Here is a 25,619-nt window from a genome sequence, read left to right as displayed (position 1 = left end):
CTTATTAGTTATACACGTTTTTGAAACTATAGAAAAATCTTATTTTACTATTGACTTTATATTTGCAGGCTCGATTACCTAAATATTTAAGCAACATTTGTAGCAGAGGTGAGCTCATTTACCTTAGCAACTACTGCTGAAGCATCCTCTTTCTGAGTTGCGAGCTTTGCACCAAGGATTTTCTTAGGAAGCTGAAGAGTGCATTTCTTTCCATCTTTTACCATGTAAAGAGATGCAAATGTCTTTTTGTCAATTGCCTTGACATCAGATAACTCTGCAAAGTTGAATTTGATCGCATTTTTGATCTTTGAGTTGTTGAGGCCATCAAGAATAACTACATTTACACCTGTAGCAGTAACACCAAGATAAGCGTTATGTCTTGTCTTAAAACCATCCTTATCTACAATTTCTCCGATGATATAACCGATAGCTCCGAACATTGAAAATACGTTGACACCAGGAATTGTAACTGCATATGCAGTTGCGAGATAGTTTTCTGCTCCGAATGCTTCGTTAAGAAGCCTCATCTTTGCTTCATCATTTACTTTTGCCATTATAAAATTTCCTCCAAATACTTTTTTTATTTTTCCGACAGAGACAAGTATACTATTGCAGTTCATTTTTTCAACACATTTTTTTAATAAAAATTTCATACTTTTTTCGCCGGGTGTTGCGAATTAGAAAAATATAGTGAGGACTAAATGCAATATAATGTCTTTGTAAAACGGACATTTGTCTTTTCTACACAAGAAATAAAATTTAGTTTTGAAATTTTTGTTGATATTTTAGTGATTTTGGGGCTTTTCATATATGTTAAGTTAGGATTATAATTTTTTAAGACTTTAATCTGACAAAGTAAAACGAATCGGAGATTAGAAGATGGCACAGCTTTGGGGTGGAAGATTTACAGGCAGTATAAATGAACTTGCATGGAACTTTAATGCTTCTATTACTTTCGACAAGAGATTTCTGGAAGTCGATGTAAAGGGCAGCAAGGCTCATGCTGAAATGCTTGCAAAACAGGGCATCATCACAATGCAAGAGAAGGAAGACATAGTTAAAGGTCTTGATTCAATATTGGAAGATGTAAAGAGTGGCAAGCTTGAAATAACTACCAAATATGAGGATATTCACAGTTTTCTTGAAGCGAATCTTATAGAGAGAATCGGTGATGCCGGTAAAAAGGTCCACACAGGACGCAGCAGAAATGATCAGGTAGCTCTTGATATGAGGCTCTATGCGAGAGATGAAGTAGAGCATGTGACAGGTCTTTTGACAGATATATTAAAGGTGCTAAACGGTATCATGGGAGAAAACCTTGAGACTTACATGCCGGGATTTACTCATCTTCAGAAGGCACAGCCGGTTACTCTTGCACATCACTTCGGCGCTTACTTTGAGATGTTTAAAAGAGACCTTCTCAGAATGAAGGATATATATAAGAGAATGAACTATTGTCCGCTTGGAGCAGGTGCTTTGGCCGGAACAACTTACCCTTTGGACAGGGAATATACAGCAAAACTTCTTGGGTTCGAGGGACCTACGCTTAACAGCATGGACTCAGTTTCGGACAGAGACTATCTGATCGAGTTTATGTCAGCTCTTTCTATAGTAATGATGCATCTTTCAAGATTCAGTGAAGAAATCATTATCTGGAACAGCAATGAATACAGATTTGTAACTATTGATGATGCCTATTCCACAGGCTCAAGTATTATGCCTCAGAAAAAGAATCCGGATATAGCAGAGCTTGTAAGAGGCAAGACCGGAAGAGTGTATGGCGATCTGATGACTCTTTTAACTACCATGAAGGGCATTCCTCTTGCTTATAACAAGGACATGCAGGAGGATAAAGAGGCCTTCTTTGATGCAGTAGATAATACGTCAAATTGCCTGATCCTTTTCACGCAGATGTTGTCTACTCTTCAGTTTAACAAAGATAACATGAAACGAAGTGCTATGCTTGGCTTTACAAATGCCACAGATGCTGCAGATTATCTGGTAAAAAAGGGTATGCCATTTAGAGATGCCCATTCAGTAATTGGAAGGCTTGTGCTATACTGCATAGATAAAAACTGCGCGATTGATGATCTTGGCATAGAAGAGCTTAAATCTTTTTCTGAACTATTCGATAATGACATATATGAAGAAATTAGCTTGGAGACATGTGTTAACAAGCGTTTAACTATTGGAGCGCCTAGCTTAAAATGCATGTCTGAGATAGTTAAGCTTAATGATGAGTTCATAAATAACCTTGGGTAAATTTACAAATAGCATCGATTGAAAATGTTTATATGCGCCGCTTCATGAAAAACGGAGTTTACAATATTAAGGAGGAGTTTTTATTATGAGTGACAAGTTGAAAGTAGCAGTTCTTGGTGGAACAGGAATGGTTGGACAGAGATTTATTGATATTATCAATAATCATCCTTGGTTTGAAGTAACTACAATTGCAGCAAGCCCACGTTCTGCCGGACAGACCTATGAGGAAGCAGTAGGCAAGAGATGGAAAATGGATAACCCAATTCCTGAGTCTGTAAAGAACCTCGTTGTAAAAGATGTCACAGATGTAAAGGGCGTTTCTGAAGATGTAGATTTTGTCCTTTCTGCAGTTAACATGTCTAAGGATGAGATCAAGCATATTGAAGAGGAATATGCCAAGACTGAGACACCTGTAGTTTCTAACAACAGCGCTCATAGATGGACTCCGGATGTTCCTATGATCATTCCTGAGATCAACCCTGAGCACATGGATGTTATTGAGTTCCAGAAAAAGAGACTTGGCACAACAAATGGTTTCATCGCAGTTAAGCCTAACTGCTCAATCCAGAGCTACACACCAGCTCTTACAGCATGGAAAGAGTACGAGCCATACGAGGTTGTTGCTACAACATATCAGGCTATTTCAGGTGCCGGCAAGAATTTCGAAGAGTGGCCTGAAATGGTTGGCAACGTTATTCCTTTCATCTCAGGTGAGGAAGAGAAGTCAGAAAAAGAGCCACTTAGAATCTGGGGTAAGATTGAAAATGGCGTGATCGTTCCTGCTGATGATGTTAAGATAACATGCCAGTGCATCAGAATCCCTGTTCTTTACGGTCATACAGCTGCTGCATTTGTTAAGTTCAGAAAAAAAGTTTCTAAGGAAGAGCTTATTGAAAAGCTTGTAAACTTCTCAGGACTTCCACAGAAATTGCAGCTTCCTAGCGCACCAAAGCAGTTCATCCAGTACATGCAGGACGACAACAGACCACAGGTTGCTTTGGATGTTAACTATGAAGGCGGCATGGGTGTAAGCATCGGAAGACTTCGTGAGGATACAATCTACGATTACAAGTTTGTAGGTCTTTCACATAATACACTTCGTGGAGCAGCAGGTGGAGCAGTAGAGTGCGCTGAGCTCCTTAAAGCAAGTGGATACATAAATAAAAAGTAATGCTTAGTACTTTAATTATGGGGCTATGGAAGAACAAAGAAGAGAAGATTTATCTTTCTTAAACAGATATTATGAGAGCGGACTTTCCAATATTCTTGTGGTCTACGGCCACAGGAATATTGAGGTTACGCCTCTTTTGACAAAATTCATAGAAAACAGAAGACATTATTTTTTCACTGCTCGTTCCGTATCAGAGAGGGAGCAGCTTTTTCTATGGGCAGGTGAGCTTAGAAGAAATGGGGTTAAGATATCTGAGTTCCCTGATTTTAAAGAGTTTTTTAGTGCGCTTATTGATGGCGTGACTAAGGTTCCACTCATCCTGGTTTTTGATGATTTTGAAAATGTCGTTGGCAAAGCTTCTGAATTTATGAAGCAACTTACTTCGATGCTTTCCGAGAACGGAAGACAGAAACAGATTCTTGTTATTTTGGCGAGCCGGGACATTAACTGGGTTGAGAATAGTATGGTGGCAAATCTTGGAAATCTTGCAGGGAATATCGCAGGATTCAGGAAAATAAAGCCGCTGCCTTTCTCAGAAATGAGAGCTTTTTTTCCAAAAATGTCTTATCGCGATGCGGTGCTCACCTACTCTGTGCTTGGCGGGCAGACGGCTCTTTGGAAGTATTTTGATGATAATCTCTCTTTTAAGGAGAATATCTGTAAGAACTTTCTTGATTCCGGAAGCTTTTTATACGGCGAACCTAAAAGGCTTACAGAGTATACCTTGAGGGAGACAGCTGTTTATAATACGATCATGTCTCAGATGGCCAGAGGCGTTAACAAGCTAAATGACTTGTACCATGCCACAGGCTTTTCAAGAGCAAAGATATCAGTGTATCTGAAAACCCTTATTCATCATGATTTTGCATGCAAGGGTTATTCCTTTGGAAATGCAGGCAGAGAGAATGTTTTAAAGGGTGTTTACAAGATTGCTGACCCTCTTTTGAATTTCTATTTTAAGTTCATTTTTCCAAACGAAAGTAGTCTGCGTTTAATGCCGACTGACAAATTTTATGATATATTTATATCTGCAGGTATTCAAAGTTTTGCAAACGAAAGTTTCAAAGCTGTATGCAGAGAATATATCTTTAGATCCGAAGAAAAAGGTCTTTTCCCATTTGAAATCGGGGATGATGGGCAATGGCTCGGAAAAGATGGTGATATTGATATCATCTTGCAAAGTGATACGGGCGATACAGCGCTGTGTCTTTGCAAGTGGCAGAGTCAGATCACACATTCAGATTTGGATAAACTTGAATCCTGCGCAAGACTAGCAAGACTTGAGGGAGATTATTACTATTTCTTTTCAACCGCAGGATTTGATGCGTGGCTTATGGATGCATCTATGAAATCATCTGGCAAGATACGGTTGATTGGAATAGATGAATTAACAAATGGCTAAAAAACTTATCATAACCGAGAAACCATCTGTGGCAAGAGATTTTGCCAGAGTGCTTAATGTTTCCGGTAATAAAAACGGGTATATTGAGAATGATAATTACGTAATTTCCTGGTGCTTTGGTCACCTTGTGGAGATGGTATACCCTGAAGAATACGATGAAAAATACAAAAAGTGGAAACTGGAGGATTTACCGTTTCTACCTGTTAACTATAAGTATGGCGTTATTAAGGCCAGTGCAGATCAGTATAAGCTTGTGAATTCTCTTTTGCATAGAGAAGACATTGATACTGTCTACTGGGCGGGCGACTCGGGAAAAGAAGGACAGACTATCGAGGAGAACATCAGAAACTACGGTGGTGTCAGAGATGGAATGACTGAGCTGAGAGTCTGGATTGATTCAATGACTGATGAAGAGGTTAAAAGAGGCATAGCAGAGGCAAAGCCTATGTCAGATTATGCACTCCTTGGAGAGTCAGGAATCATGCGTGCTATCGAGGATTACAGCCTTGGTATCAATTTCTCACGTGCCCTGTCAGTAAAATACGGAAAGCTTATAAATGATGCAGCTGCCACAAAGTCATACACAGCCATTGCCATTGGCAGGGTAATGACCTGCGTTTTGGGAATGGTTGTCAGAAGAGAGAGGGAGATCAGAAACTTCGTTAAGACTCCTTTTTACAGGATCGTAGGATCTTTTTCTGACGCAAATATACTTGCTGAGTGGAAGGCTGTTACCGGAACAGCCTTTTTTGAGTCCCCGCTTTTATACAAAGAAAACGGATTCAAAAAGGAAGAGGATGCGAAGGCTTTAATTGATTCTTTGACGGGAAAGCCTGCTGTAATTGACAGTATTGAGACAGGCAATTCCAAAAAGAAAGCACCTCTTTTATACAACCTTACAGAGCTTCAGGCTGAGTGCACCAAGAGGTTTAAGATAAGCCCATCCCAGACCCTTGATATCGCGCAGGAACTCTATGAGAAGAAGCTCACAACATACCCCAGAACTGATGCCAGAGTTCTTACTACAGCTGTGGCAAAAGAAATCTATAAGAATGTAAAGGGATTGTCAGGAGTAGCAGAGGTTTCAGGTTTTTCTGAGCATGTCCTAAAAAATGGTTTGTATAAAGGAATCGAGAAGTCCTATTACACAGATGACAGCAAGGTAACTGATCACTACGCGATCATTCCTACAGGGCAGACGGCAGCCATTAACTCTTTGTCACCTCTTTCAAAGAATGTATATCTTTTGATATGTAAGAGATTTCTGGCTATTTTCTATCCACCTGCAGAGTATAAAACGGCTAAACTCCAGATAGATGTAGGTGGCGAGAAGTTTTTTGCATCAGCAAAAGTAATGACAGCACCGGGATTTAGAGCTGTTTTAGGAATACCTGAAGAGAAGAAAAATACAGGCGATAATGAGAACAGCCAGGGTGAGGCAGGAGATAACACCTCTGACGAAGAGGATGTTGGAATATCAAAAGAGGATTTCATTAAGTTTGTGGAGACAGCTCACAAGGGAGATTCCATATCCGTTAATGGCATGAATATAAGGGAAGGCGCTACAGCGCCGCCAAAGAGATACACTTCCGGTGACCTTGTAATAGCTATGGAGAATGCGGGAAATCTTATCGAAGATGAAGAACTCCGTGAGCAAATCAAAAAGAAGGGCATTGGAACTGCAGCTACAAGGGCAGGTATCATCAAAAAGCTCATCGACATAAAGTATCTGAACCAGAGTAAGAGCCAGATCATAACACCTGAGAATCTGGGAGAGATGATCTACGAGGTTGTTTATCTGACTGTGCCAACGCTTCTTAATCCGGAGATGACAGCCAGCTGGGAAAAAGGCCTTGAGGGTATCTACAACGGCTCAGTTGATGCAAAGGAGTACAGAGGTAAGCTCGAAGACTACATCAGACGTGAGACAGGTAAGCTCATAGAAAAAGACCTCACTCACGATATTGTAAATCATATCAATCAGTTCACAGGTAAAGAGGCAAAGGGCCTGGCTTCGAGAAAACCAATCGGCATAAAGTGCCCTGTTTGTGGTGGAGAGCTTACTACAACTTCCTTTGGATATGGTTGCAGCAACTATTTTGATGAGACCAAAAAGTGCTCATTTAGTATAGGTAAGATTGCAGGAAGAGACTTATCCGAGGAGGAAGTCAAAAAGCTTTTGACTGAAGGCAAGACTGATGTGCTCGATGGATTTTCAAGTAAGAAGAAACAGAAGTTCAGTGCAATTCTTATCTTTGCCAAGGATGCAGATGGAAAGCCTGTTATTAGCTTTAACTTTGAAGATGTTCCTACCGAATATGTGGAGGACTTAAAGTGTCCTGCTTGCGGCGGAAGAATCATAAAGACCGGCTATGGCATCACCTGCGAGAACAGGGCCAAAGAAGAGAATCCATGTTATTTCAGCATCGGTGAAATAGCAGGCAAAAAGCTTGATATAGAGACCCTTAGGACGCTTATCAATGAGAGAAAGACAGATGTCATAAAGGGCTTTAAGAGTAAGAGCAAAAAGAGCTTTGATGCAAAGCTTGAATTAAAGACCGTTGAAGACGGAAAGCTCTCAATAGTGTTTGATTTTGACGGCATAGAACCTGATTATCTAAAAGATGTTGTCTGCCCTGACTGCGGTGGCCGGATCATCAAAAAGAGCATAGGCTTTGGATGCGAGAATTTTAGAGCAGAGGACCCTGAGTCATGTAAGTTCTTTATCGGTAAGATTGCATCCAAGCAGCTCTCTGAAGCTAATGTAATCGAACTTTTAAAAGAGGGACATACATCAACTATAAGGGGCTTTAAGGGCAAGACCAACAAGAAATTTGATGCGTGCCTGGTGCTTAAGAAAAATGAAGAAGGCAAGAGCGAGATTTCTTTTGACTTCGAAAATGTTGAAGCACAGGTAGTCAAGGATGTAGTGTGCCCGGTCTGTGGCGGCGAGATAATCAAGACATCTTTTGGCTATGGCTGCAAGAACTACAACAGGGACGACCCTGAAAACAGCTGTAAGTTCAATATTGGTCAGATCGCGGGAGTTAAGCTAAAAGACGCCCAGGTTAAAGAGCTTTTGGGCGCTGGCATTACTTCCAAGATAAGCGGCTTTAAGTCAAAGAGTGGCAAGAAGTTTGAGGCGGCACTTGCTCTTAGCAAGGATGAAGACGGCAAAGTAACCGGCATAAGGTTTGTCTTTGAAAATGAGGACGAAGTTTTAGAAGACTTAAAGTGCCCAATCTGCGGCAAACCTATCATTAAAGGTCACATGGGTTATCGCTGTGAGGACTACAAAAAGGGCGACGAAGGTTGCAGCTTCTTTGTTGGTAAGATCGCTGGAATTGACATCGATAAAGAGCAGTTTGCAAAGCTCATCAATGAGAAGAAGACTGACACGATCTCAGGGTTTATCAGCAAGAAAGGAACTCCTTTCGATGCAAAGCTGGCTTTTGATGAGAAGTTTAATATAGTATTTGATTTTAATAATTAAAAATTATATAAAAGGGGGTTACAAAAAATGGGAGAACACGAGCATCATGAACATGAACATGGGAGTGAGCACGAACATGAGCATCATCACCATGAGCACGGAGGGATTGAGACAAAGGAAAAAGCAGTAGCTCTTTTGAATCATATGAGTGCCCACAATGAGGCTCATGCTGAGGAGCTTTTGAAGGTTGCAGATAAACTTAAAGATTTTGGAAATGGGGAAGCTTCAGCAAAAGTTCTTGAAGCAGCAGAATTCTTTAAAAAGGGTAATGAATTACTTAGAGAAGCCTGCGAATGTGCTTCTAAAGAGAAGGAGTGATAAATTATGTGTTTATCAACAGCTTATAGAGACTCGAAACCTGATGAGATCCTTATGGAATACGTAAGCTCAATAAGTGTAAATGGGGACAAGATAACGCTTACTGACATGATGGGAGAGCAAAAGACATTTACCGGAAGCCTTAAGTTCGCAGATCTTACAGGGGCTGTAATAAAGATTGATTGTTGAGGGTTGGTATACAGCATCTTCTATGATTTAACAGTGTCGTAGGTAGATAAGGGAGAGTATTATTGCGTGAGGTTTTACTCATAGCAAAATGCTCTCTCTTTGTGTATGCGCAAGTGTTTTGAAGACACAGGGACGGTTCTAATGACTTATTAAAAGCAAGTCACTCAACCATCCATTTAACTTCTTAGAAAAGTATAGGTTGTAGCTGCGTACGCCACCATTGACTGAGCCTGAGGAAAACGTCTTGTCAACTCTGCCGACGGTGAGGATGATGGGAACAGTAGATAGATTCATGCACCGTCGGATTCAGCATTGTAGCGTTTTCCGCAGAACCCGTCAATGGCAAGCACCTTGCGGTGTGGCTGGGGATTATTGCCTCAGGCTCTGACTCCGAGAACAGTAGAAGGCTGGAATTGAATCGACATGGGCCTTGGAGCAATTTAAAAACATGACCTGGTAAGGTTTATACTGTTGCATGTGGGATAAGTGCGAGAGTATTGTAATTCTTATCCCACTTGTATATTTGTGTTTTTACTGAGATGTGGGATAAGAGTTGAACTTTTAACTATAGTTATCCCACATTTTCAGGTTCCTTATACATTTTTAAAGAGCATTGCGGGTAAAAAGAACAAAGTGAAGGTTTTTACCCATGAGTTAGTGAATGATTTGGGTAAGGAAATAAAAGAGATGATTTTTACCCGAGAATTATTGGACAAGCTTGGGCAAATATGAAAATAATGATAGGTTTACCCAATGATTATTTGATAACTCGGGTAAAAGTCAGAGAAAATTAAATATTGCCCATGGGCACAAATAAAACACGGGTAAAAGGTCAGAAAATTAAAAAATTACCCGTAGGTAGAAAAAGTGTCCGCCCCAACTGTTCCTGGATTCAGAGCCTGAGGCAGAAAAAACCAGCTACACCGCAGGTGTATAAAGTGATGTAATGACAGTTTTATATTGTTGCAGAAATCACTTAAAAAAATTTGAATATCTTTTTTGAGTAAAATTCAATAGGGCAGTATATTAAAAAAATATAAATAGGTTGTTAACTATTGATAAAATGTCAAATAGCTGACGTTATATGATAGATTTTGTGATTTTAGAATGGTAACCTTATTTATGAGGAAAAATCTATCATATTATTAGGAGCGGGATAATGGGAAAGAACTGTTTATTATATAAGTTTGCTATAAAAGCGATTGGAACTGCAATTGCTGTCAGCCTGATCGTTAATCCAATTGTTTGTTTTGCTAATGAAAATGCAGTTACATTAGAGAAAGTAGAAGAAAGTGTTGCAGATAACAATATGAACGATATTGGAGAGACAGCAGAAGATAGTAATAAGGACGATATTGAAGAAAAAGTAGAAGAAAATAAAGAGGAAAGTACTCTGCAGGCGACATATAGCTATGTGGTTGGAGATCAGAACTTTAAAAGAGAGAAAAATGAAGAAGAGGATTCTGTAGATGAAATCCAGGTAATTGCAGATGAAGAAGTAGCAAGGAGCGCGGCATATGATGAAAAGAGAAACGACTTTGAGCTCCTGCTGCTGATCATACTTGCATCCATATCAAGTCTTGCTGCAGTAGAGGTTGCAAGAAGAAGGATTAAAAATAGAGTTTGAAAAAGTATACTTTTTGTTTTATAGCAGTAAATCCATATTGAGTATGCTATAAAGCCTGTTCATAGAGTAATGTGGGATAAGTGCTTAAATAATGTGCTTTTTATCCCACTCTTCTTATCATTTTTGTTAACAATTCTGCTGGTTTGTAGGATAAGAACTTTGTTTTTTTCACGTTTATCCTACTTTCTGGTAAATCGCAGTGTTCAGAAGGTCAAAATTATGGGATAACTTCGATAGAATTTCATGTTTTATCCCACACCTCTGAAAATCGGCCTGGATAGAATGGGATAAGTCTTACAGTTTTTTCAATCTTATCCTACATCCCAGCTACTCCCACATTTATCCAATGTTAAATCGCCCCCACAGATAACCATTGTAATGATTTATAAGAATTATTATACTCATTCAATTCTTATCATTCCGCCTGTATAACAGTCACTACTGTTCTCGGATTCAGAGCCCGAGGCCCTTGTACCAAGCCACACCGCAGGTGCCTGCCATTGACGGGTTCTGAGGAAAACGCTACAATGCTGAATCCGACGGTGCATGAATGGATCTACTGTTCCCATCATCCTCACCGTCGGCCCGCAGACCAGGGCGTTTTCCTCAGGTTCAGTCAATGGTGGCGGCCGGTCCCATTACAAATAATACAAAAGCCTTGTTTTCTTTTTGGAAAGGAAAACAAGGCTTACTTTATTATTTTTTCAAAACTATATCATATTGATTATGAAACTGTGTATTTAGAAATCTTCAGAAACATTCTCCTTTTTGGTGTAAGGAGTGAGAGTGTTGTCTTTGCGCTTCATGTTGTCGTAGCGCTTTATCATCATAGGCTCCCAGATGTAAAAAAGAAATTTGCCGTCCAGGTCAAAATAGAACACTGCAAAGAGAATTCCATAGATGACAGCGAAGATTCCAAATATTTTAAAGAAGAATTTTGTCAGTTTATTCATATCGTTTGTCCTTATGAATTTATTATTTTTGTAGCTTTATAATTGTGAATAGCCTTAACAGCAAAGCTTGTCTTTAAGCATTATCATAATTAGTTATATCTGATCACCAGCTCTGGTCATCGTCGAAATCAAGAAGTGAAGGATCCAGAGGAGTTTCTCTCATTACTGTTGTCATGTAATCGTTGATGATGCGACGGATCTCTTTTCTGGAGACTGTGCGCTTATCAGGAAGAGCGTGAGGAACCCAGATTGCGTGGATGTTGCGCTTTCTGAATTCGTCTTCAAATACGCCGTGGATACCCTGCATTCCTTTGCACTGTAGCTGATCGTACATGATGACCATATCGCAGTTGAAGCGTTCCATGTAATCAAAGAGTGACAAAATGTGCTCGTGTCCGCCAACAGCCATGGCTCTCATAGGTGCCTTCTCGTTGAACCAGGAAAGATCCTCAAGAGCGTGCTCGTAAGTATCGGTTCTGAGGTACTGATCAAACATAAGAGAGTCCATGTTTATTACGCAGTTGATTCCCCAGCAGTTGTAAGCCCACGTGCACCAGTTTGAATAGTACAAAGGAGCGCAGCTCCAGGCAATCGCGCGGTGCCTTGTCTTTGGGAAGGTTTCAATCTTGTTCTTTACAGTCTTGTTCATGATGCGCTTTACATGCTCATCCATTTCATGCCAGATTGGCCTGTCACCGTCCTGAGAATAGTAGATTCTGTAAAGAGCCTGTGCAACACCATTGATAGGATAATACTTGGTGTTGGCTGCAACGTCCCATTTTTCCCATTCAAACTCAGTAAGCTTGTTAAAGCTCTTAGCCCATTTAACGTATTCATCCCAGTCAAATTTAACTCCATACTGTTCCTCGATGAATTTCCAGCAGCCTTCGATCTCTTTCTGACAGTGCTCCTGAACAAGAGGATCATCGTATCTCATGGGCTGTGGCATTGCATAAAGAGGTCTGTTGAGGAACCAGTCCTGAAGAACTGAAGTAGCAACAGAACCATCGCATGCTTCATTGGAAGTCACCATAGTGGGAGCGTAGTCCGGATAATCATCAAGGACAAAGAGTCCGTATTCCGCCTGACACATTGGACATGGGTCTGCAGGAAGACCGATGGACTGCGCTGCATCAATATAGTTAAGAACCGTGTGGTTATTTACATGAACTGAAACGAAGTAAGGAATCATCTCAAGAGCCACATCTTCAAGCTCTTTCCTGAATGGGTAAAAGATATTTCCACTTACTGTTTCGTTGTGAGCAATGTTCTTGTTCCATCTTTCAGGAGTTTTGCCGCCATGCAACTTTTTGTCTGAAGCAAACATGCACATGAACTGACGGATTGTCTCACTTACCATGCCTCTGTAGTGCCAGGCAGAAGCAGCAAGAGCATCTCCGCGCATGCCCTCAAGACCTCTGTCGAACCAGTGCATAACGGAAAGGTAAGTCTGGCCCATCCATCTGTATCTGAAGGTTCCTTTTGCAAAATCAACAAGTGACTTTGGACCTTCACCGCCATACTTCATGATGTCGGTTACCATATGAGCGTAGTTGTAAAGCCAGATCATGTTGAAGTAGTACATGGTGTCCTTTACGCCTCGCCATTCACGGTGTTTGTAAAGACCTGTGCCGTCAACATAGAGCTTTCCAAGATTTCTTTCTTCATGAGGTTTTCCGTACCAGAAGTCCTTGAGCTCTTTTTTCAGATCCTTTGGCTTATTCTTTTCCTCAGGGCTTTTCTCCACTACGAAAAGCTTCCTGTAAGTATCTTTTATCTCTGATAGTTTCATGTCTTAGGCCCCCTCTTTACGTAAGTTTTTAAGCTCAATACTTTCTACAAAGGCCTGGAACCTGGTCCTTAACTGGCCAACAGCGTTGTTGACGTACTCTTTCTCGATGGAGCATACAGGAATACCAAAGTCTCTTGGAATTATGAGAGTATCGATCGTGCGTTCATAGCTCCAGTACTCGCAGAATTTCATCTGCGAAATGATGATTCCGTCTACGTCATATTCCTTAGCAAGGTCAGCCAGATACTGCTTTCTTTCACGCATTATATGCTGCTCCATGAAACGAGGACACATACTGGTTTCAAGATAATGTCTTGCTATTGCGCGAAGTGGTGTCTCGCCTTCTTTTACCACAATTTCCTCGCGACCCGGAAGAGAGCCGTAGCAGTGCCTGTCTGCGACGACAAGGGCGCCGCACTCCTCGATAAGCTTAATGAAGTCAGGGTCATCTTCCTCAGATCCAGTCAAAAGAACTTTCACTCGATAATTCTTTTTGACATCCGGTTCTCTTGTCTTTAGCTGCTCTGCAATATCACGGAGTTTATCGATGATAAGGTGCTTAGGGCATGTGAGAGTTGTGAGCATTATGATAGAAAATTCCCAACCTGTGATTGTTGGATTTTTAAGCTTTCTGTAGCTGCCGATCTCCTGGATGAGTCTGCAGACTTCATTGTGCTGCTCAATAGCCTTTAAAAGAGCTTCATCACTTGTATCGATTCCAAATTTTTCGTGAAGCTTGTCAAGGACATGGACCTTGAGCTGCTGTTCATAGTGATCAATTGAATTAGTATTTTTCTTAAATGGTACATCTGTGAATTCACAGAAGAAATCAGGATTATGAATTACATCCATAAGCTGGAGATGCTCTTGGAAACGGCAGGTTACCGTACATGTTTCAGTTGCCATTTGAGCGTCAAGAAAATTAAAGCCCCCCTCTAAGGCCCTTTCTAAAAGGCATCTTCCGTACATGCATGTTCTGTTTGTCATGTAGTATGTTGCCATTTCAGGCGAAGTGGAGCGCGGAGCGCGAAGACGCACAGAAAAACAACCCGGCAGATCCAATAAAACTTCAGGCATAAAATAACAGGTATAGCCTAAAGCTTTAAGCCCCTCATCTCTACCTTTTTTCACTAATGGGTTGGCAGCTTCCTGTAAAAGGTCCTCGAACTCAAAAATGTGAACGAGATCTTTCATATGATGTTTTCCCCCTACTCTATTTATGTTGTGGACTTAGAATGTCCAGAGTTTCCCTGAATGAAAAGAAATGCCAAAGATTTCTAAAATTAATCATAGCATAGTTTATTTACAAAGTTTACTTTTTTTTCATAAATATGTACTAAATTTAACTAAATTGTATTATGATATTAATATATTCTTTGTGCAAAAGTCTAATAAGGGGGGAGAAATGGCTAATACAGTCGTAATTGCGCTTACAGGCAAAGGAGGCGTGGGGAAGACTTCGCTTTGTGCTGCAATAGTGCGCGTTCTTACTGAAGAGAAAAAAGATTCTAAAATTCTGGCAATTGATGCTGACCCTGCAGTGGGACTTTTGATCTCACTTGGGGCAAAATCTTCTTATACCCTTGATCAGATCAGAAAAAGTGTAGCAGATGATGTAACAGGGAAACTACGTGATACTCAGGATATTTTGGCTGAGGCAAAGTTCAAGATAATGGATGCCATTGAAGAGCAGAACGGCTTTGCTTTTCTGGCAATTGGAAGACCTGAGGCCGCAGGCTGCTATTGTGCGATAAATGCTTATCTGAAAAAAGTCATCGAGATGGTGGCAAACGATTTTGACTATGTCGTTATTGACGGCGAAGCCGGTATTGAGCAGATAAACAGAAGAGTTCTTGAAAAGGTTACGCATCTTATCTGCGTTTCGGACCAGAGCAGGAAAGGACTTGATATCATCGGAACCATCAAGAATGTAGCTGATGAGCTTGTTATGTACGATGAGATTGGTCTTATAGTAAACAGGGCACCGCTCCCTGAAAAAGTTACGGAAAAAGAGATTGGCGGCGTAAGAGTTATTTCAGTCATTCCGCAGGATGATGATATGACTGAAAATGATATTGAGGGCAAGAACATATTTGAGCTTCCGGAAGGCTCCACGATCTTGGAAGGAACCAGGGCAGCTCTTAAAAATCTAAACATCATCTGATGTTGGAAGGGGGATAAATTGCAAGATTTAAAGCATCTGATTACTTTTGAAAATTTGCTGGATGATGCGGCAAATGAAATGGTAAAAGAAGCTCAAAGTCAGGGGGAGTATGCAATTGGGTATACCTGCTATCACATGCCAGAAGTACTCCTTAACGTGGACAACTGCTTTTCAGTCCGCATGAGAGCGCCAAGGACAGGTTCCATTGACATATCGACTTACTATATGTCCAATTATACCTGCGAGTTTGCCAGATCTCTCCTTGAAAGAGGAATTGAGGGCGGGTACGGATTCCTTGACGGAATAGCAGGTGTTGATGCGTGTTCAGCCATGAACAGATGCTATGAGCACCTGGAGATACTGGATTGTAATAAAAAACCACACTTTTTTGTTACGCATACAGACGTTCCATACAAGGTAGAGAACTACAATGTTGATCAGGTTGCAACACAGATGAGACTTCGCCTTTTGGATGTGATGCATGAAAAGCTCGGAACTGATGTCTCTGACAGCGCTATCAGAAAAGCTGTTGAAGAACACAACAGACTTTGCCGGGTGATCACAGAGATTGGCAATCTTAGAAAGCTGGATAATCCGCCGGTAACAGGCTATGAGTTCCATGTAATATGCCTCGTAAGTTATTGCTGTCCGACGAAAAAGATACTTCCGCTGCTTGAAGAAACCTTAGAGGAGATCAAGGCAAGAAAGACTGATCCTAAGCCTTTCTACAGGGCAAGAGTAGTGGTTGTGGGCTCTGAAGTTGATGACCTTGATTTTACAAGACTTCTTGAAGAGTCAGGAGCCATGGTAGTTGCTGACAGATACTGCTACGGATCATTCCCGGGAAGGGAAGAGATAGTCCTTAATGATGATGAGGACATCCTAAAGCAGATTGCAAGGCACTACATGAAGACCAGCGAATGCCCAAGGTACATGGCTGAAGAGAAGATCACTCAGAGGCGCGAGACAGCTGACAGACTGGCAAAAGAATTTAAGGCAGACGGAATCATCTATGAACAGATGAAGTACTGCGATTTCTGGGCATTTGAAAGACCGCTTGCAAGTCACATTCTCACTGAAGAGTACGGTTGGCCTACACTTTCAATTGACAGATCTTACAATGTACATAACTCCGGTCAGCTGCGGACCAGATTCCAGGCCTTTGTTGAAGCTCTTGAGATCAAGAGGATAAGAAACAGTGCCAGAAAGGAGGCCGTCCTATGAAATATATAGACCCCAAAAATTTCAGATTAAAGGATGAGATCGACTGGAAGGCTCAGGCTGAGAATATAAAAGAAATAGCCGGGATTGTCGGAGAAATTGCAAAAGAAACCGACTGGAAGGATGTTGCAAAGTCCATCGGGAAAGATGCAAAGGGCTTTAAAAAGAGGCTCCTTCATGAGGCAGATCTTTTGAAAAACATGTCTCTTGATGAGATAAAAGATCTTGTGATAAACGGAGAAAAGCAGCTCGGAAAGCTCTATGCCACAGGAAAAATGGCTACAGTAAGAAGAGAGTGGCGTGGCGTAAAAGACACAGCGGTTGACTTTTATGAATGGGGAAGAATGTGGGCGATGCTTCTTGCCACATTTTCAAAAGACCTTGTGCCAGCCATGATGGGAGCTGTTCACTACAGATGGATGATCTCATATTTCTGTTGTCACTCCTTTATGGATAAAAACACAATGGGACTTCGCGGAAGAGCGCTGAAGATGCACCACGAGCTTATCTATGCAATATTCAGATATGTTGCAGAGAATCTCGTTCTTCTTATGAAATCCGATGAAAAGGTTGGAAACAGCACAGCACTTTCCAAAAAGATAGTTCTTTTTGATGAGATGACAATGTCTCAGATAATGGCAGGATTCCCTGATCTTATCGGAATTCCTTACCAGCTTATGCCGGTATTTCTTTTGTCTGAGATCGATCAGCTGGCATGTATGCCATATATTGACGCAATTGAGTCATATGGACTTCCGTCAGACACATGTCCTGTACCGTCTTCAGAATGCGGAGCGGTTGTGGTTGATGCCCTTCCTCACATGGGGGCGTGCTTCATTTCAAGCTCAATGCCTTGTGACGGTTCAGTAATGGCATCATCTTACACAAGCAGAAGATTCAAGGATCTTCCTACATATCACCTGGCTTTCCCGGTAAGGTATGAGGACGAGTCCATCATGGATGCGGCGGTAAAAGACATAAGAGGATGCATAAAGTTCATCGAAGAAAACACCGGAGCTAAGTGGAGCTGGGATGCATATTTTGCAGCAATGAAGCGCTTTAACGAAGAAACAAAGTATGAGCTTCAAAAGTGGGAGATAAACCAGACACCACATCCACAGCTGATAGGACCATGCTACGAACTCTTTAGAAAGTGGAACTACGAGATGGATGGCGGCCTTGATCCAAGGATCATTTCTACATTCAAAAAGGTCGACCAGCTCATGCTAAAGGCCTACGAGCATAGGGATGAAGCATGGAGAGGCAAGATGAAATACAGAGCGATCGTTTGGTCGATACCTGCTCACTATTATGCTAACTTCTCCAACTGGATGGCCAATTGCTGGGGCGTAGATATCCTTGTTGAGATGGAATCACTTAACTTTACGAAGCCTCTTGAAACGGAAAATAAGGACGAGGCACTTAAGGACCTGGCTAGACTCTATGAGCGAATGGTCATGAGAAGGCATACCAATGGCGGTTACGACCACGTTGTTACAGAGCTCTGGAGACAGTGCGAGATCTGGAATGTAGACTTTGTTCTCATGTATCAGCATGTATCCTGCAAGAACATGGCTACTGTTCAGGGACTTTTTGAGGAACAGGCAAGAGAGAGGGGCATCAAGCTTCTTTGGTGCAGCCACGACCTGATGGATCCAAGAACAGTTTCAAGAAAAGACATGCGAGCAACAGTCAATGAGTTTATGAGAACCGTGATGAAGGCCGAGCCTGTGGATCCTTCATTGGTTGATTTTGAAGATGACACTACTTGGTAGAATTGGAGGGAGATTATAATGAAATACTTTGGAGGATGTGACGTAGGATCAACCTACACAAAAGCCGTTATTGTTGATGAGAACGGTAAGATGGTTGCAAACACTACACTTAAGAGCAAGATTGTAGCACAGGAATCAGCTGAGATGGCCATGAAGGAGGTTGTATCTCAGGTACCTGAACTTCACGATACAAGAGATCTTTCATACCTTATCGGTACAGGATACGGACGAAACAAGGTTCCATTTGCGGATGAGAATATTTCAGAGATCTCATGCCACGCTATGGGCGTACATGTAACAAATCCAAACGTTAAAGCCATTATTGATATCGGTGGACAGGACGTTAAGGGTATCGCCATTGATACAGACGGAACAGTTAAAAACTTCGCCATGAACGATAAATGTGCTGCCGGAACTGGAAGATTCTTTGAGGCTATGGCTCGTTCCTTTGAAATGTCTCTTGAAGACTTCTCAAAGCTTTCTCTTTCTGCAAAGAACGTTATTCCTATCACTGCTCAGTGCACTGTTTTCGCTGAGTCAGAGGTTATCACACTTGTTGGTGAAGGAAAGCCTATGGATGAGATTGCAGCCGGAATCGAGATGGCAGTAGCAAAGAGATGCTTTGTTATGTCCAAGAAGGCCGGAGCAACTGATTCCATCACACTTTCTGGTGGATGCGCTAAAAACGATGGACTTAAGGCTGCGATTGAGCAGGTTCTTAAGCTGAAAGTTGTTGAGCTTTCAGTTGATCCTCAGCTTATGGGAGCCCTTGGAGCAGCAGAGTACGCAAGACAAAAGGGACTTGCAAGTTAAAAGACTTTTGTAGATTTGAAAGGAAAACTTTCGATGAATAAGGTATTCAAGACATTTTTTACGATCTTTAAAATACTGTCAATTGTTACGGGAGTTCTCTTCATAATTTATTTCTGGAATCTGGATCAGAAGCTTATGGCGTGGGCTTATGTTCAGGTCAATAAGATCTTTGACAGAAAGAAAGCAGACATTAAATTCTAACGGAGCCCTTTTTATGAAACTTTATGACAGCATAATCGCGGAGACCATGGAGAAGGTTTCTGCAAAGACTTATAAAAAATATTCCTATGACAGGAATAGTGCATGGAAACTCCTTGATAACACGGAGTTCATCATGCAAAGAGATGCAGCCTTAGAGCTTGGCGGAATGCGTGAGCCCTCAGTAAACTATACCTGCGTGACTACTGATTCCGATATTTCTGAGGATGAGATATTGGTGGTGGGAAAAGACATTACTGAAATAAATGGAAGTATTTCTTTTGCCCGGGTGATCATTCTGGAAACAAGCGATCTTGGAGAAGAGACAGACAGCGAAAAAGCCTTTGGAACCATAAGAAATCTTGATTTTGTAAGATACCATGTATATCCGGAAGGGTATATGGTCAGAGTATCTGCCAGCAGTAACCTTGAGCAGGTAAGGGTCAGCAAGGATGCTCTTAAAAGAGGTATCTCTTTTAGCAGGGTTGGAAGTTCGTACATATCCAAGTATAAAGAGCTTCCGGAGGTAAAAAAGGTCAGAGTCATTTTTATTACTGACAAAGAGCTGGTCGAGAGCCTTGTTCCAAACGCAGACAAGGTAGACAAGATCACAAGGACGCTTACGAAAATACTTGACGGGATGCCCACAGATTGCGGACATTGCAGCATGAAAGCGGTGTGCGACGAGGTTGATGGTCTTAAGGAATTGCATCTTAAGAAGAAAAACTGAAACACTATAGACACTAAAGGGGGATGACAATGAAGCAGGAATATGAGGCGCTTTTTACGCCTTGGAAAATTGGAAACCTGGAAATAAAGAACAGAATTGTTTTGGCACCTATGGGCGGAACCTGCATCTTTGGCTGGATGGAGCCCACAGGAAGCCATTTTGATAAGGAGGCAGCAAGGCTTTTACTTAAGATTGCAAAACACGATTGCGGCCTTGTGATTCCGGGTATAGCACCTGTTAAGGATATGCTTGGGGGAAAGTGGCTTTACCAGAATAAAAAGAAATTTAAAGAACTGGCAGAGTTTATGGATGAATTTCATAAGACCGGCGCCAAGATGTTCATACAGATGACAGCAGGCTTTGGAAGATCAATGGCACTTACAGCACCTCTTGCCATGCTTGCAAAAAATAAAGCGCTCAATACTCTTGCAAAACCTATTATCGATGCAGAGTATCTGACTGCAGCGCCTTCAGTTCTGCCAAACAGATGGGCAGATGACGTTACTACAAGGGCCATCACCAAGAAAGAGATTGAGCAGATAATCTATGCTTTTGGCGAGACAGCAAGACTTTGCAAAGAGGCAGGAGTAGACGGAGTTGAAGTGCACGCGGTCCATGAAGGATATCTTTTGGATCAGTTCACTTTAAAATACACCAACCACAGAACTGACGAATACGGCGGCTCTTTTGAGAACCGATACAGATTTGCAGCTGAGATCGTAAAAGAGATAAAGAAGACCTGCGGAGACGACTATCCGGTATCTCTGCGATATTCCGTAAGATCAATGACAAAGGCTTTCCAGTACGGCGCTATGCCGGGAGAAGACTTTGAGGAGATCGGTCGTGACATGGAAGAGTCTGAAAAGGCAGTTAAGTTCCTTCAGGATGCAGGCTATGACATGCTAAACTGCGACAACGGAACTTATGATGCCTGGTACTGGGCACATCCACCACAGTATATGCCTGTTAATTGCAACCTCGAGGACGTAGAGCACATCAAAAAGTTCGTAGATATCCCGGTTGTATGTGCAGGTAAAATGGAACCCCTTGCCGGAGCAAAAGCAATCCGTGAAGGCGGAATCGACGCTATGGCTGTGGGCAGACAGTTCCTTGCAGATCCTAAGTGGGTTACCAAGATTGAGAGAGAAAAAGAAGCTGATATCAGGCCATGTATCTGTTGTCATTCAGCATGCTTTAACCTTACAAAGCACAATGGAACAGCCAATGACCAGGATCTTTCAGAGTCTGCAGGAATGTGTAGATGTGCGGTCAATCCCCGCTCTATGCAGTCAGTTAAGTACAGAGTCATTCAGACCAGGAAACCTAAGAAGGTTGCCATTATCGGTGGCGGTGTAGGTGGAATGGAGGCTGCAAGAATACTGGCACTTCGCGGACACAAACCTGTGATCTATGAAAAGACTAGTGAACTTGGCGGAGTATTTATCGCCGCAGCTGCACCTGAATTCAAGGAAAAGGATAAAGAATTCATTGCATGGCAGAAGAGACAGATTGGTAAGCTCGGTGTAGAAGTTCACTTCAATACTGAAATTAAGGCCGGAAGCCTTCCTCAGGCTGATGAGTACATAATTGCAACAGGCGCTGAGGCTAACAGGATTCCAATTCCCGGAGCAGCCGAATATGCTATGGATGCTACAGATTATCTTCTTGATAAAAAGAAAGTAGGAGATAATGTAGTCATCATCGGCGGTGGGCTTACAGGTTGCGAGATTGCGCTGGATCTTTTCCGCAAGGGAAAGCACCCTCAGATCGTTGAGATGAAGGATGACCTGATCGCAGTCAAGAACATGTGCCTTGCAAACACCAGCTACTTAAGAGACTGCTTTAAGACCAATGAAGTTCCGGTTTATCTAAATGCATCTGTTAAGAGTATTTCACCAAACGAAGTTGAAATCGGACTTAAGGATGGAAGGGTAAAGAAACTTCCTGCAGATTCAGTCATCATGTCAGTAGGTTATCATCCGATACCTATCATGAAAGAGGCCAAAAACGTTCATCTCCTCGGAGACTGCCAGAAGGTAGGCAATATCAGAAGCGCCATCTGGGGCGCTTGGGATATCGCGATGAAGATTTAAAAATGTAGATCAAAGGATTGCTGTTCAGTTTATAAAATAATAATAGTTTATTTATAAATATATTTTGCCATGTCGCTTATTACGTCGTATATAATGATACCAAAGGATATATATGGATGGAGGTAAGCGACATGGCAAATATGGAATTGAATAAAAACATGGTTTCTAATAATGATTTAGAACAGGTTACAGGTGGAATTGATCAGGCAACACAGCAGAAACTGGCTGAGAAAATTAAAAAAAATGGTGTTATTATGGCAGCACCCCAAAATACTTCGGTCGAGAATGGCAAGTTATTTGCATGTGAAGATCATACTGGGGATAACACTGGCAAGATATGATCTTAGCAGAATAGGCACATACAGTGATTTGCCTATTCTGTAATCCGTAAAAGCTCCTCTTTAGTAAGATTATTTTTGATAATTGTATTAATTCCATACTCCTTTGAAGTTGCAGCTGAGGATTCCTTAGCTGCAATTGTTATTATATGGATATTACTGAATTTGTCCCTTCTTCTGAGATATTTTATGAAAAGAATGTCGTCGGAGTTTTTTTCATCAAAATCCATTATGATCATATGGATAGAGGCATAGAGCTGGCAAAGATATGGAAGTGCCTCTCCGGATTCCATATTATAGATGTCGTAGTTATCGCTAAAAGCGTCATTCACAAGAGAAGATAGAGCGCTATCATCATGAGTAAGGAGCATGACAACAGGTTTTTGCGGCACTTCAAGTCTATGAGTACTCCACACAGTACTCATATTTTTTCCGCAAAGTTTTGAGGTGTAAAGGGCATCATCAGCCACTTTAAACAAAACCGCAAGATCACTTTCAAGACTGTCGAAAGCTGCTCCTATGCTGACGGTAAAATTAGCCAAACCATTAATTGAAAAATCAGTGAGAAACATTTGCAGGTTTCTGAGTTTAAATGCAGTAAGGTCCAGACTTCTTGCATCCGGAATAAAGAGGACAAATTCATCCCCGCCGTATCTTCCAACAATATCTCCCGAATGTATATTCATGTCCAAAAGGTCTCCGATATGTTTTAAAACCTGATCGCCAACATCATGACCGAGATTATCGTTTACTTTTTTGAAATCATCTACATCAATGACACAAAGGGCATAGTTTTGATGTGAGTGATTATTATCCAGCCATTCATGAACTTTTTTATAAAAGGTTCTTTTGTTATGGGTGTGGGTAAGAGAGTCGTAGCTGCTAAGTTCAGAAAGCTTTATCCTGGCAAGTCCTTCGTTACAACGCATATCGATGATTATTCTGCCCAGCAAAAGTGCAATAAAATATGCGGCAATTGCACGGTATATATCAACTGACAGAACCTTGGCCGGCTCTAGAGTTACGGCTATTATTGCATAAACGATGAGAAAGAAAGTTGCATAAAGGCTGGTTTTATAAATCCGGTCAATGTAAACCATAGGAAAAGCTATGAGGAAAAAAGGAAACCATAAAGACTGTTTACCGGGATAAGCAATCAGGTCCATTATAATTACGCATACAAAAAGCAACATATAAAATGACAGACACAGGAGCTTGGAAACATGTGGTGATATGTCATTTCTTTTTCTGATAAATAAATTTATCCAAAAGTAGACTATAAGAATAATTGGAGTAAGAACATAGTATTTGATTGAATACTTGAATGTGGGCAGCATAAAAAGCGCCAAAAAGAACATAACAATATAAACAATAGAAATATACATGCAGGTTCTTCTTAGCATGAATAAATTATTGTTTACTATGTCTTTTTCGCAAAGCCTGAAATATTCTTTGATTTTCTTTAGCTGTTCGCTATTTCTTTTGAAATGATCAACAAAAATATTGCTCATGCCAAAATTATAGCATCTTAGCAAAATGGCATGTATAAAGATTTTGTAAATTGAAAGTTGCTGCTTGCATATTTAGGCAGGCATCTTTTTATAATGATGCAAATAAAGTCCACTTTAACAGGGAGTTAGCTTTCGTATTTTTCCAGTTTTAAAATATATAATTGCTTCCAGAACTGTTATGTGATATTCTGACATGGCTGCAAAAAATCTTATGCAGCTTCAAATCCAATCGGAAAAGGCTTAGCAGTTCTTGCATATGCTTTTTTTCACAGGTTTTGTAATTATTCTTTTAGAAAGGGGCATATGTGTATGTCAGAAGAAAACAATCAGATCAGTAACAGAAAAGAAAAGGACAGTGGTGCAAAGATCATATTTGATAACGCAAATCTATGTGCGCTGCTTTTGAGGAATTACTCCAATATTGAAGCGCTGAAAGATGTGAGGGCAGAAGATATTGAGGACGTTACTGAAAGGTACATCCCGATGTTTACAGAGGAGCGAAACGCAGATGTAGTCAAGAAAGTACGCATTAGAGACGGCAGTGAAATATTCATTGCATTAATTGAACACAAGGCGCAGGTGGATTATAATGTATGTATGCAGGTTCTCCGTTATATGGTGTTTATTTGGGAGGATTATGCAAAGCAGCAGGAGAAAATTCACAAAGGAATAAGCAAGTCCAGGGATTTTAAGTATCCGCCTGTATTTCCAATCGTTTATTATAACGGTGTAAATAAATGGACGGTGGATAAAACTTTCTCATCGAGGATTGCACTTGGAGATGTGTTTTCCAAGTATATTCCTCAGTTTGAGTATCACCTTGTAAATACGGGGGATTATAATCGCGAGGAACTACTTAATAGAGAAGATGGACTTTCTTTGATAATGCTGATAAATAAACTTAGGGATGCCGCAGATTTTAATTCACTGGGGCTGCCTAAGGATTATCTTGACAACATAGCGTTCAAATCTCCGGAAGATGTTCTAGAGACACTGGCAAGAGTAATTGCGGTAGTACTCAGAAAACAGTTCGTTCCGGAAGATGAGATTCAAGGCTTTGTGAGCCACATAAAGGAGCGGGATATGAGTGATCTTTTTGAGGGATGGAAAGGCTTTAATGTACAGGAAGAGAGACAAAAAGGCAAGGAAATAGGAAAAGACTTAACACGTATAAATCTTATTTGCAAAAAGCTTTCAAAAGGAAAAAGTATAAAAACAATTGCATCAGAGATTGAAGAGGATGAAGCGTTTGTAAAAGAGATAAGTTTTCTAGCAGAAAAGTATCTTCCGGACTATGATGAAGAGAAGATATATGAGGAGTGGAAACAGAAAGAGATAATTGAAAATCCAAAATAAAATAAGCAAAAAAAGTAAACCATGATAAAATATAAGTGTTGTATGTGATGGAAAGTATTTTAGGGGGGTGCATCTTATGCCGCAAAGAAATACAATCGCTGACAGCACAGCTAGCTGCGCCTTTTTTTCGTATAAAACCGCATATATTTGTGATGGATAACCGCCTTACTTGACGGGGGGACTATACCCTGTCAGATTCGGCGGTCTTTTTTA

Annotated in this window: 21 protein-coding genes; 16 read left to right on the top strand and 5 right to left on the bottom strand. The window is 41.0% G+C overall.

Translation table 11 applies throughout. The features are described from left to right. Window positions 1-86 precede the first annotated feature (86 nt). A complete protein-coding gene (locus E7303_RS00865) occupies window positions 87-554 on the bottom strand; it encodes a hypothetical protein (RefSeq protein WP_292143403.1) in 468 nt (155 codons plus the stop codon). A 325-nt stretch (window positions 555-879) separates the two neighbouring features. Between E7303_RS00865 and argH the strand changes: the two genes are divergently transcribed. From argH to E7303_RS00830, 7 genes are all read left to right on the top strand, one after another. Further along, complete coding sequence (argH, locus tag E7303_RS00860) at window positions 880-2,262, top strand: argininosuccinate lyase (RefSeq protein WP_292143402.1); 1,383 nt, start codon at window positions 880-882, stop codon at window positions 2,260-2,262. An 85-nt stretch (window positions 2,263-2,347) separates the two neighbouring features. Continuing rightward, a complete protein-coding gene (asd, locus tag E7303_RS00855) occupies window positions 2,348-3,433 on the top strand; it encodes an aspartate-semialdehyde dehydrogenase (protein ID WP_292143401.1) in 1,086 nt (361 codons plus the stop codon). Window positions 3,434-3,458: 25 nt separating this feature from the next. Continuing rightward, window positions 3,459-4,835: an ATP-binding protein gene (locus tag E7303_RS00850; RefSeq protein ID WP_292143400.1), complete on the top strand. Its 1,377-nt coding sequence runs from the start codon at window positions 3,459-3,461 to the stop codon at window positions 4,833-4,835. Then, window positions 4,828-8,328 carry a DNA topoisomerase III gene (locus E7303_RS00845; RefSeq protein ID WP_292143399.1) on the top strand — a complete coding sequence of 1,167 codons (3,501 nt, stop codon included), beginning with the start codon at window positions 4,828-4,830 and terminating at the stop codon, window positions 8,326-8,328. The genes E7303_RS00850 and E7303_RS00845 overlap by 8 nt, the downstream gene beginning before the upstream one ends. Before the next feature lie 27 nt (window positions 8,329-8,355). After that, window positions 8,356-8,646, top strand: a complete 291-nt coding sequence (locus tag E7303_RS00840) for a hypothetical protein (RefSeq protein WP_292143398.1) — start codon at window positions 8,356-8,358, stop codon at window positions 8,644-8,646. A gap of 6 nt (window positions 8,647-8,652) precedes the next feature. Beyond that, the gene (locus E7303_RS00835) at window positions 8,653-8,835 is read left to right on the top strand and encodes a CooT family nickel-binding protein (protein WP_022776442.1); all 183 of its coding nucleotides are present in this window, start codon (window positions 8,653-8,655) and stop codon (window positions 8,833-8,835) included. A gap of 1,159 nt (window positions 8,836-9,994) precedes the next feature. Beyond that, entirely contained in the window at window positions 9,995-10,462 is a 468-nt protein-coding gene (locus E7303_RS00830; RefSeq protein ID WP_292143397.1) for a hypothetical protein, read from the top strand. Between the two features lie 740 nt (window positions 10,463-11,202). Here the strand turns inward: E7303_RS00830 and E7303_RS00825 are convergent. From E7303_RS00825 to E7303_RS00815, 3 genes are all read right to left on the bottom strand, one after another. Next, a complete protein-coding gene (locus E7303_RS00825; RefSeq protein WP_292143396.1) occupies window positions 11,203-11,415 on the bottom strand; it encodes a hypothetical protein in 213 nt (70 codons plus the stop codon). Between the two features lie 103 nt (window positions 11,416-11,518). Beyond that, a complete protein-coding gene (locus E7303_RS00820; protein ID WP_103870340.1) occupies window positions 11,519-13,207 on the bottom strand; it encodes a 2-hydroxyacyl-CoA dehydratase family protein in 1,689 nt (562 codons plus the stop codon). A gap of 3 nt (window positions 13,208-13,210) precedes the next feature. After that, the gene (locus tag E7303_RS00815) at window positions 13,211-14,401 is read right to left on the bottom strand and encodes a 2-hydroxyacyl-CoA dehydratase family protein (RefSeq protein WP_292143395.1); all 1,191 of its coding nucleotides are present in this window, start codon (window positions 14,399-14,401) and stop codon (window positions 13,211-13,213) included. Window positions 14,402-14,612: 211 nt separating this feature from the next. On the opposite strand from E7303_RS00815, the gene E7303_RS00810 reads away from it, so the two are divergent. The 8 genes from E7303_RS00810 to E7303_RS00775 all read left to right on the top strand — a co-directional run bounded on the left by E7303_RS00810 (window position 14,613) and on the right by E7303_RS00775 (window position 22,542). Then, complete coding sequence (locus E7303_RS00810; RefSeq protein WP_103870341.1) at window positions 14,613-15,371, top strand: ATP-binding protein; 759 nt, start codon at window positions 14,613-14,615, stop codon at window positions 15,369-15,371. 18 nt (window positions 15,372-15,389) lie between these two features. After that, window positions 15,390-16,595 (top strand): 2-hydroxyacyl-CoA dehydratase family protein, encoded by a 1,206-nt coding sequence (locus tag E7303_RS00805; protein ID WP_292143394.1) that lies wholly within the window; start codon window positions 15,390-15,392, stop codon window positions 16,593-16,595. After that, entirely contained in the window at window positions 16,592-18,367 is a 1,776-nt protein-coding gene (locus E7303_RS00800) for a 2-hydroxyacyl-CoA dehydratase family protein (RefSeq protein ID WP_292143393.1), read from the top strand. Before E7303_RS00805 ends, E7303_RS00800 begins: the two co-directional genes overlap by 4 nt. 18 nt (window positions 18,368-18,385) lie before the next feature. Continuing rightward, window positions 18,386-19,180 carry an acyl-CoA dehydratase activase gene (locus E7303_RS00795; protein ID WP_022776354.1) on the top strand — a complete coding sequence of 265 codons (795 nt, stop codon included), beginning with the start codon at window positions 18,386-18,388 and terminating at the stop codon, window positions 19,178-19,180. A gap of 33 nt (window positions 19,181-19,213) precedes the next feature. Further along, entirely contained in the window at window positions 19,214-19,381 is a 168-nt protein-coding gene (locus E7303_RS00790; RefSeq protein WP_292143392.1) for a hypothetical protein, read from the top strand. A 13-nt stretch (window positions 19,382-19,394) separates the two neighbouring features. Then, complete coding sequence (locus tag E7303_RS00785) at window positions 19,395-20,108, top strand: hypothetical protein (RefSeq protein WP_292143391.1); 714 nt, start codon at window positions 19,395-19,397, stop codon at window positions 20,106-20,108. A gap of 29 nt (window positions 20,109-20,137) precedes the next feature. After that, window positions 20,138-22,201 (top strand): oxidoreductase, encoded by a 2,064-nt coding sequence (locus tag E7303_RS00780; protein WP_292143390.1) that lies wholly within the window; start codon window positions 20,138-20,140, stop codon window positions 22,199-22,201. 131 nt (window positions 22,202-22,332) lie between these two features. Further along, window positions 22,333-22,542 (top strand): hypothetical protein, encoded by a 210-nt coding sequence (locus E7303_RS00775; protein WP_292143389.1) that lies wholly within the window; start codon window positions 22,333-22,335, stop codon window positions 22,540-22,542. A gap of 32 nt (window positions 22,543-22,574) precedes the next feature. On the opposite strand, the gene E7303_RS00770 is transcribed toward E7303_RS00775, so the two are convergent. Beyond that, window positions 22,575-24,050, bottom strand: a complete 1,476-nt coding sequence (locus E7303_RS00770; RefSeq protein WP_292143388.1) for a GGDEF domain-containing protein — start codon at window positions 24,048-24,050, stop codon at window positions 22,575-22,577. A gap of 309 nt (window positions 24,051-24,359) precedes the next feature. Here E7303_RS00770 and E7303_RS00765 point away from each other — a divergent pair, with 309 nt between their 5' ends. Then, the gene (locus tag E7303_RS00765) at window positions 24,360-25,406 is read left to right on the top strand and encodes an Rpn family recombination-promoting nuclease/putative transposase (RefSeq protein ID WP_292143387.1); all 1,047 of its coding nucleotides are present in this window, start codon (window positions 24,360-24,362) and stop codon (window positions 25,404-25,406) included. Window positions 25,407-25,619: the final 213 nt, after the last annotated feature.

The sequence above is a fragment of the Butyrivibrio sp. genome, from assembly GCF_015056685.1.
GTDB lineage: Bacteria > Bacillota > Clostridia > Lachnospirales > Lachnospiraceae > Butyrivibrio.
The sequence above is the reverse complement of the archived record's forward strand: the minus strand, read 5'-3'. Positions and strand labels throughout refer to the sequence as shown.

Bases quoted from the DNA above. Each gene is read 5' to 3' on its own strand.
- E7303_RS00865 (WP_292143403.1), bottom strand. From the start codon at position 554: ATGGCAAAAGTAAATGATGAAGCAAAGATGAGGCTTCTTAACGAAGCA.
- argH (WP_292143402.1), top strand. From the start codon at position 880: ATGGCACAGCTTTGGGGTGGAAGATTTACAGGCAGTATAAATGAACTT.
- asd (WP_292143401.1), top strand. From the start codon at position 2,348: ATGAGTGACAAGTTGAAAGTAGCAGTTCTTGGTGGAACAGGAATGGTT.
- E7303_RS00850 (WP_292143400.1), top strand. From the start codon at position 3,459: ATGGAAGAACAAAGAAGAGAAGATTTATCTTTCTTAAACAGATATTAT.
- E7303_RS00845 (WP_292143399.1), top strand. From the start codon at position 4,828: ATGGCTAAAAAACTTATCATAACCGAGAAACCATCTGTGGCAAGAGAT.
- E7303_RS00840 (WP_292143398.1), top strand. From the start codon at position 8,356: ATGGGAGAACACGAGCATCATGAACATGAACATGGGAGTGAGCACGAA.
- E7303_RS00835 (WP_022776442.1), top strand. From the start codon at position 8,653: ATGTGTTTATCAACAGCTTATAGAGACTCGAAACCTGATGAGATCCTT.
- E7303_RS00830 (WP_292143397.1), top strand. From the start codon at position 9,995: ATGGGAAAGAACTGTTTATTATATAAGTTTGCTATAAAAGCGATTGGA.
- E7303_RS00825 (WP_292143396.1), bottom strand. From the start codon at position 11,415: ATGAATAAACTGACAAAATTCTTCTTTAAAATATTTGGAATCTTCGCT.
- E7303_RS00820 (WP_103870340.1), bottom strand. From the start codon at position 13,207: ATGAAACTATCAGAGATAAAAGATACTTACAGGAAGCTTTTCGTAGTG.
- E7303_RS00815 (WP_292143395.1), bottom strand. From the start codon at position 14,401: ATGAAAGATCTCGTTCACATTTTTGAGTTCGAGGACCTTTTACAGGAA.
- E7303_RS00810 (WP_103870341.1), top strand. From the start codon at position 14,613: ATGGCTAATACAGTCGTAATTGCGCTTACAGGCAAAGGAGGCGTGGGG.
- E7303_RS00800 (WP_292143393.1), top strand. From the start codon at position 16,592: ATGAAATATATAGACCCCAAAAATTTCAGATTAAAGGATGAGATCGAC.
- E7303_RS00795 (WP_022776354.1), top strand. From the start codon at position 18,386: ATGAAATACTTTGGAGGATGTGACGTAGGATCAACCTACACAAAAGCC.
- E7303_RS00790 (WP_292143392.1), top strand. From the start codon at position 19,214: ATGAATAAGGTATTCAAGACATTTTTTACGATCTTTAAAATACTGTCA.
- E7303_RS00785 (WP_292143391.1), top strand. From the start codon at position 19,395: ATGAAACTTTATGACAGCATAATCGCGGAGACCATGGAGAAGGTTTCT.
- E7303_RS00780 (WP_292143390.1), top strand. From the start codon at position 20,138: ATGAAGCAGGAATATGAGGCGCTTTTTACGCCTTGGAAAATTGGAAAC.
- E7303_RS00775 (WP_292143389.1), top strand. From the start codon at position 22,333: ATGGCAAATATGGAATTGAATAAAAACATGGTTTCTAATAATGATTTA.
- E7303_RS00770 (WP_292143388.1), bottom strand. From the start codon at position 24,050: ATGAGCAATATTTTTGTTGATCATTTCAAAAGAAATAGCGAACAGCTA.
- E7303_RS00765 (WP_292143387.1), top strand. From the start codon at position 24,360: ATGTCAGAAGAAAACAATCAGATCAGTAACAGAAAAGAAAAGGACAGT.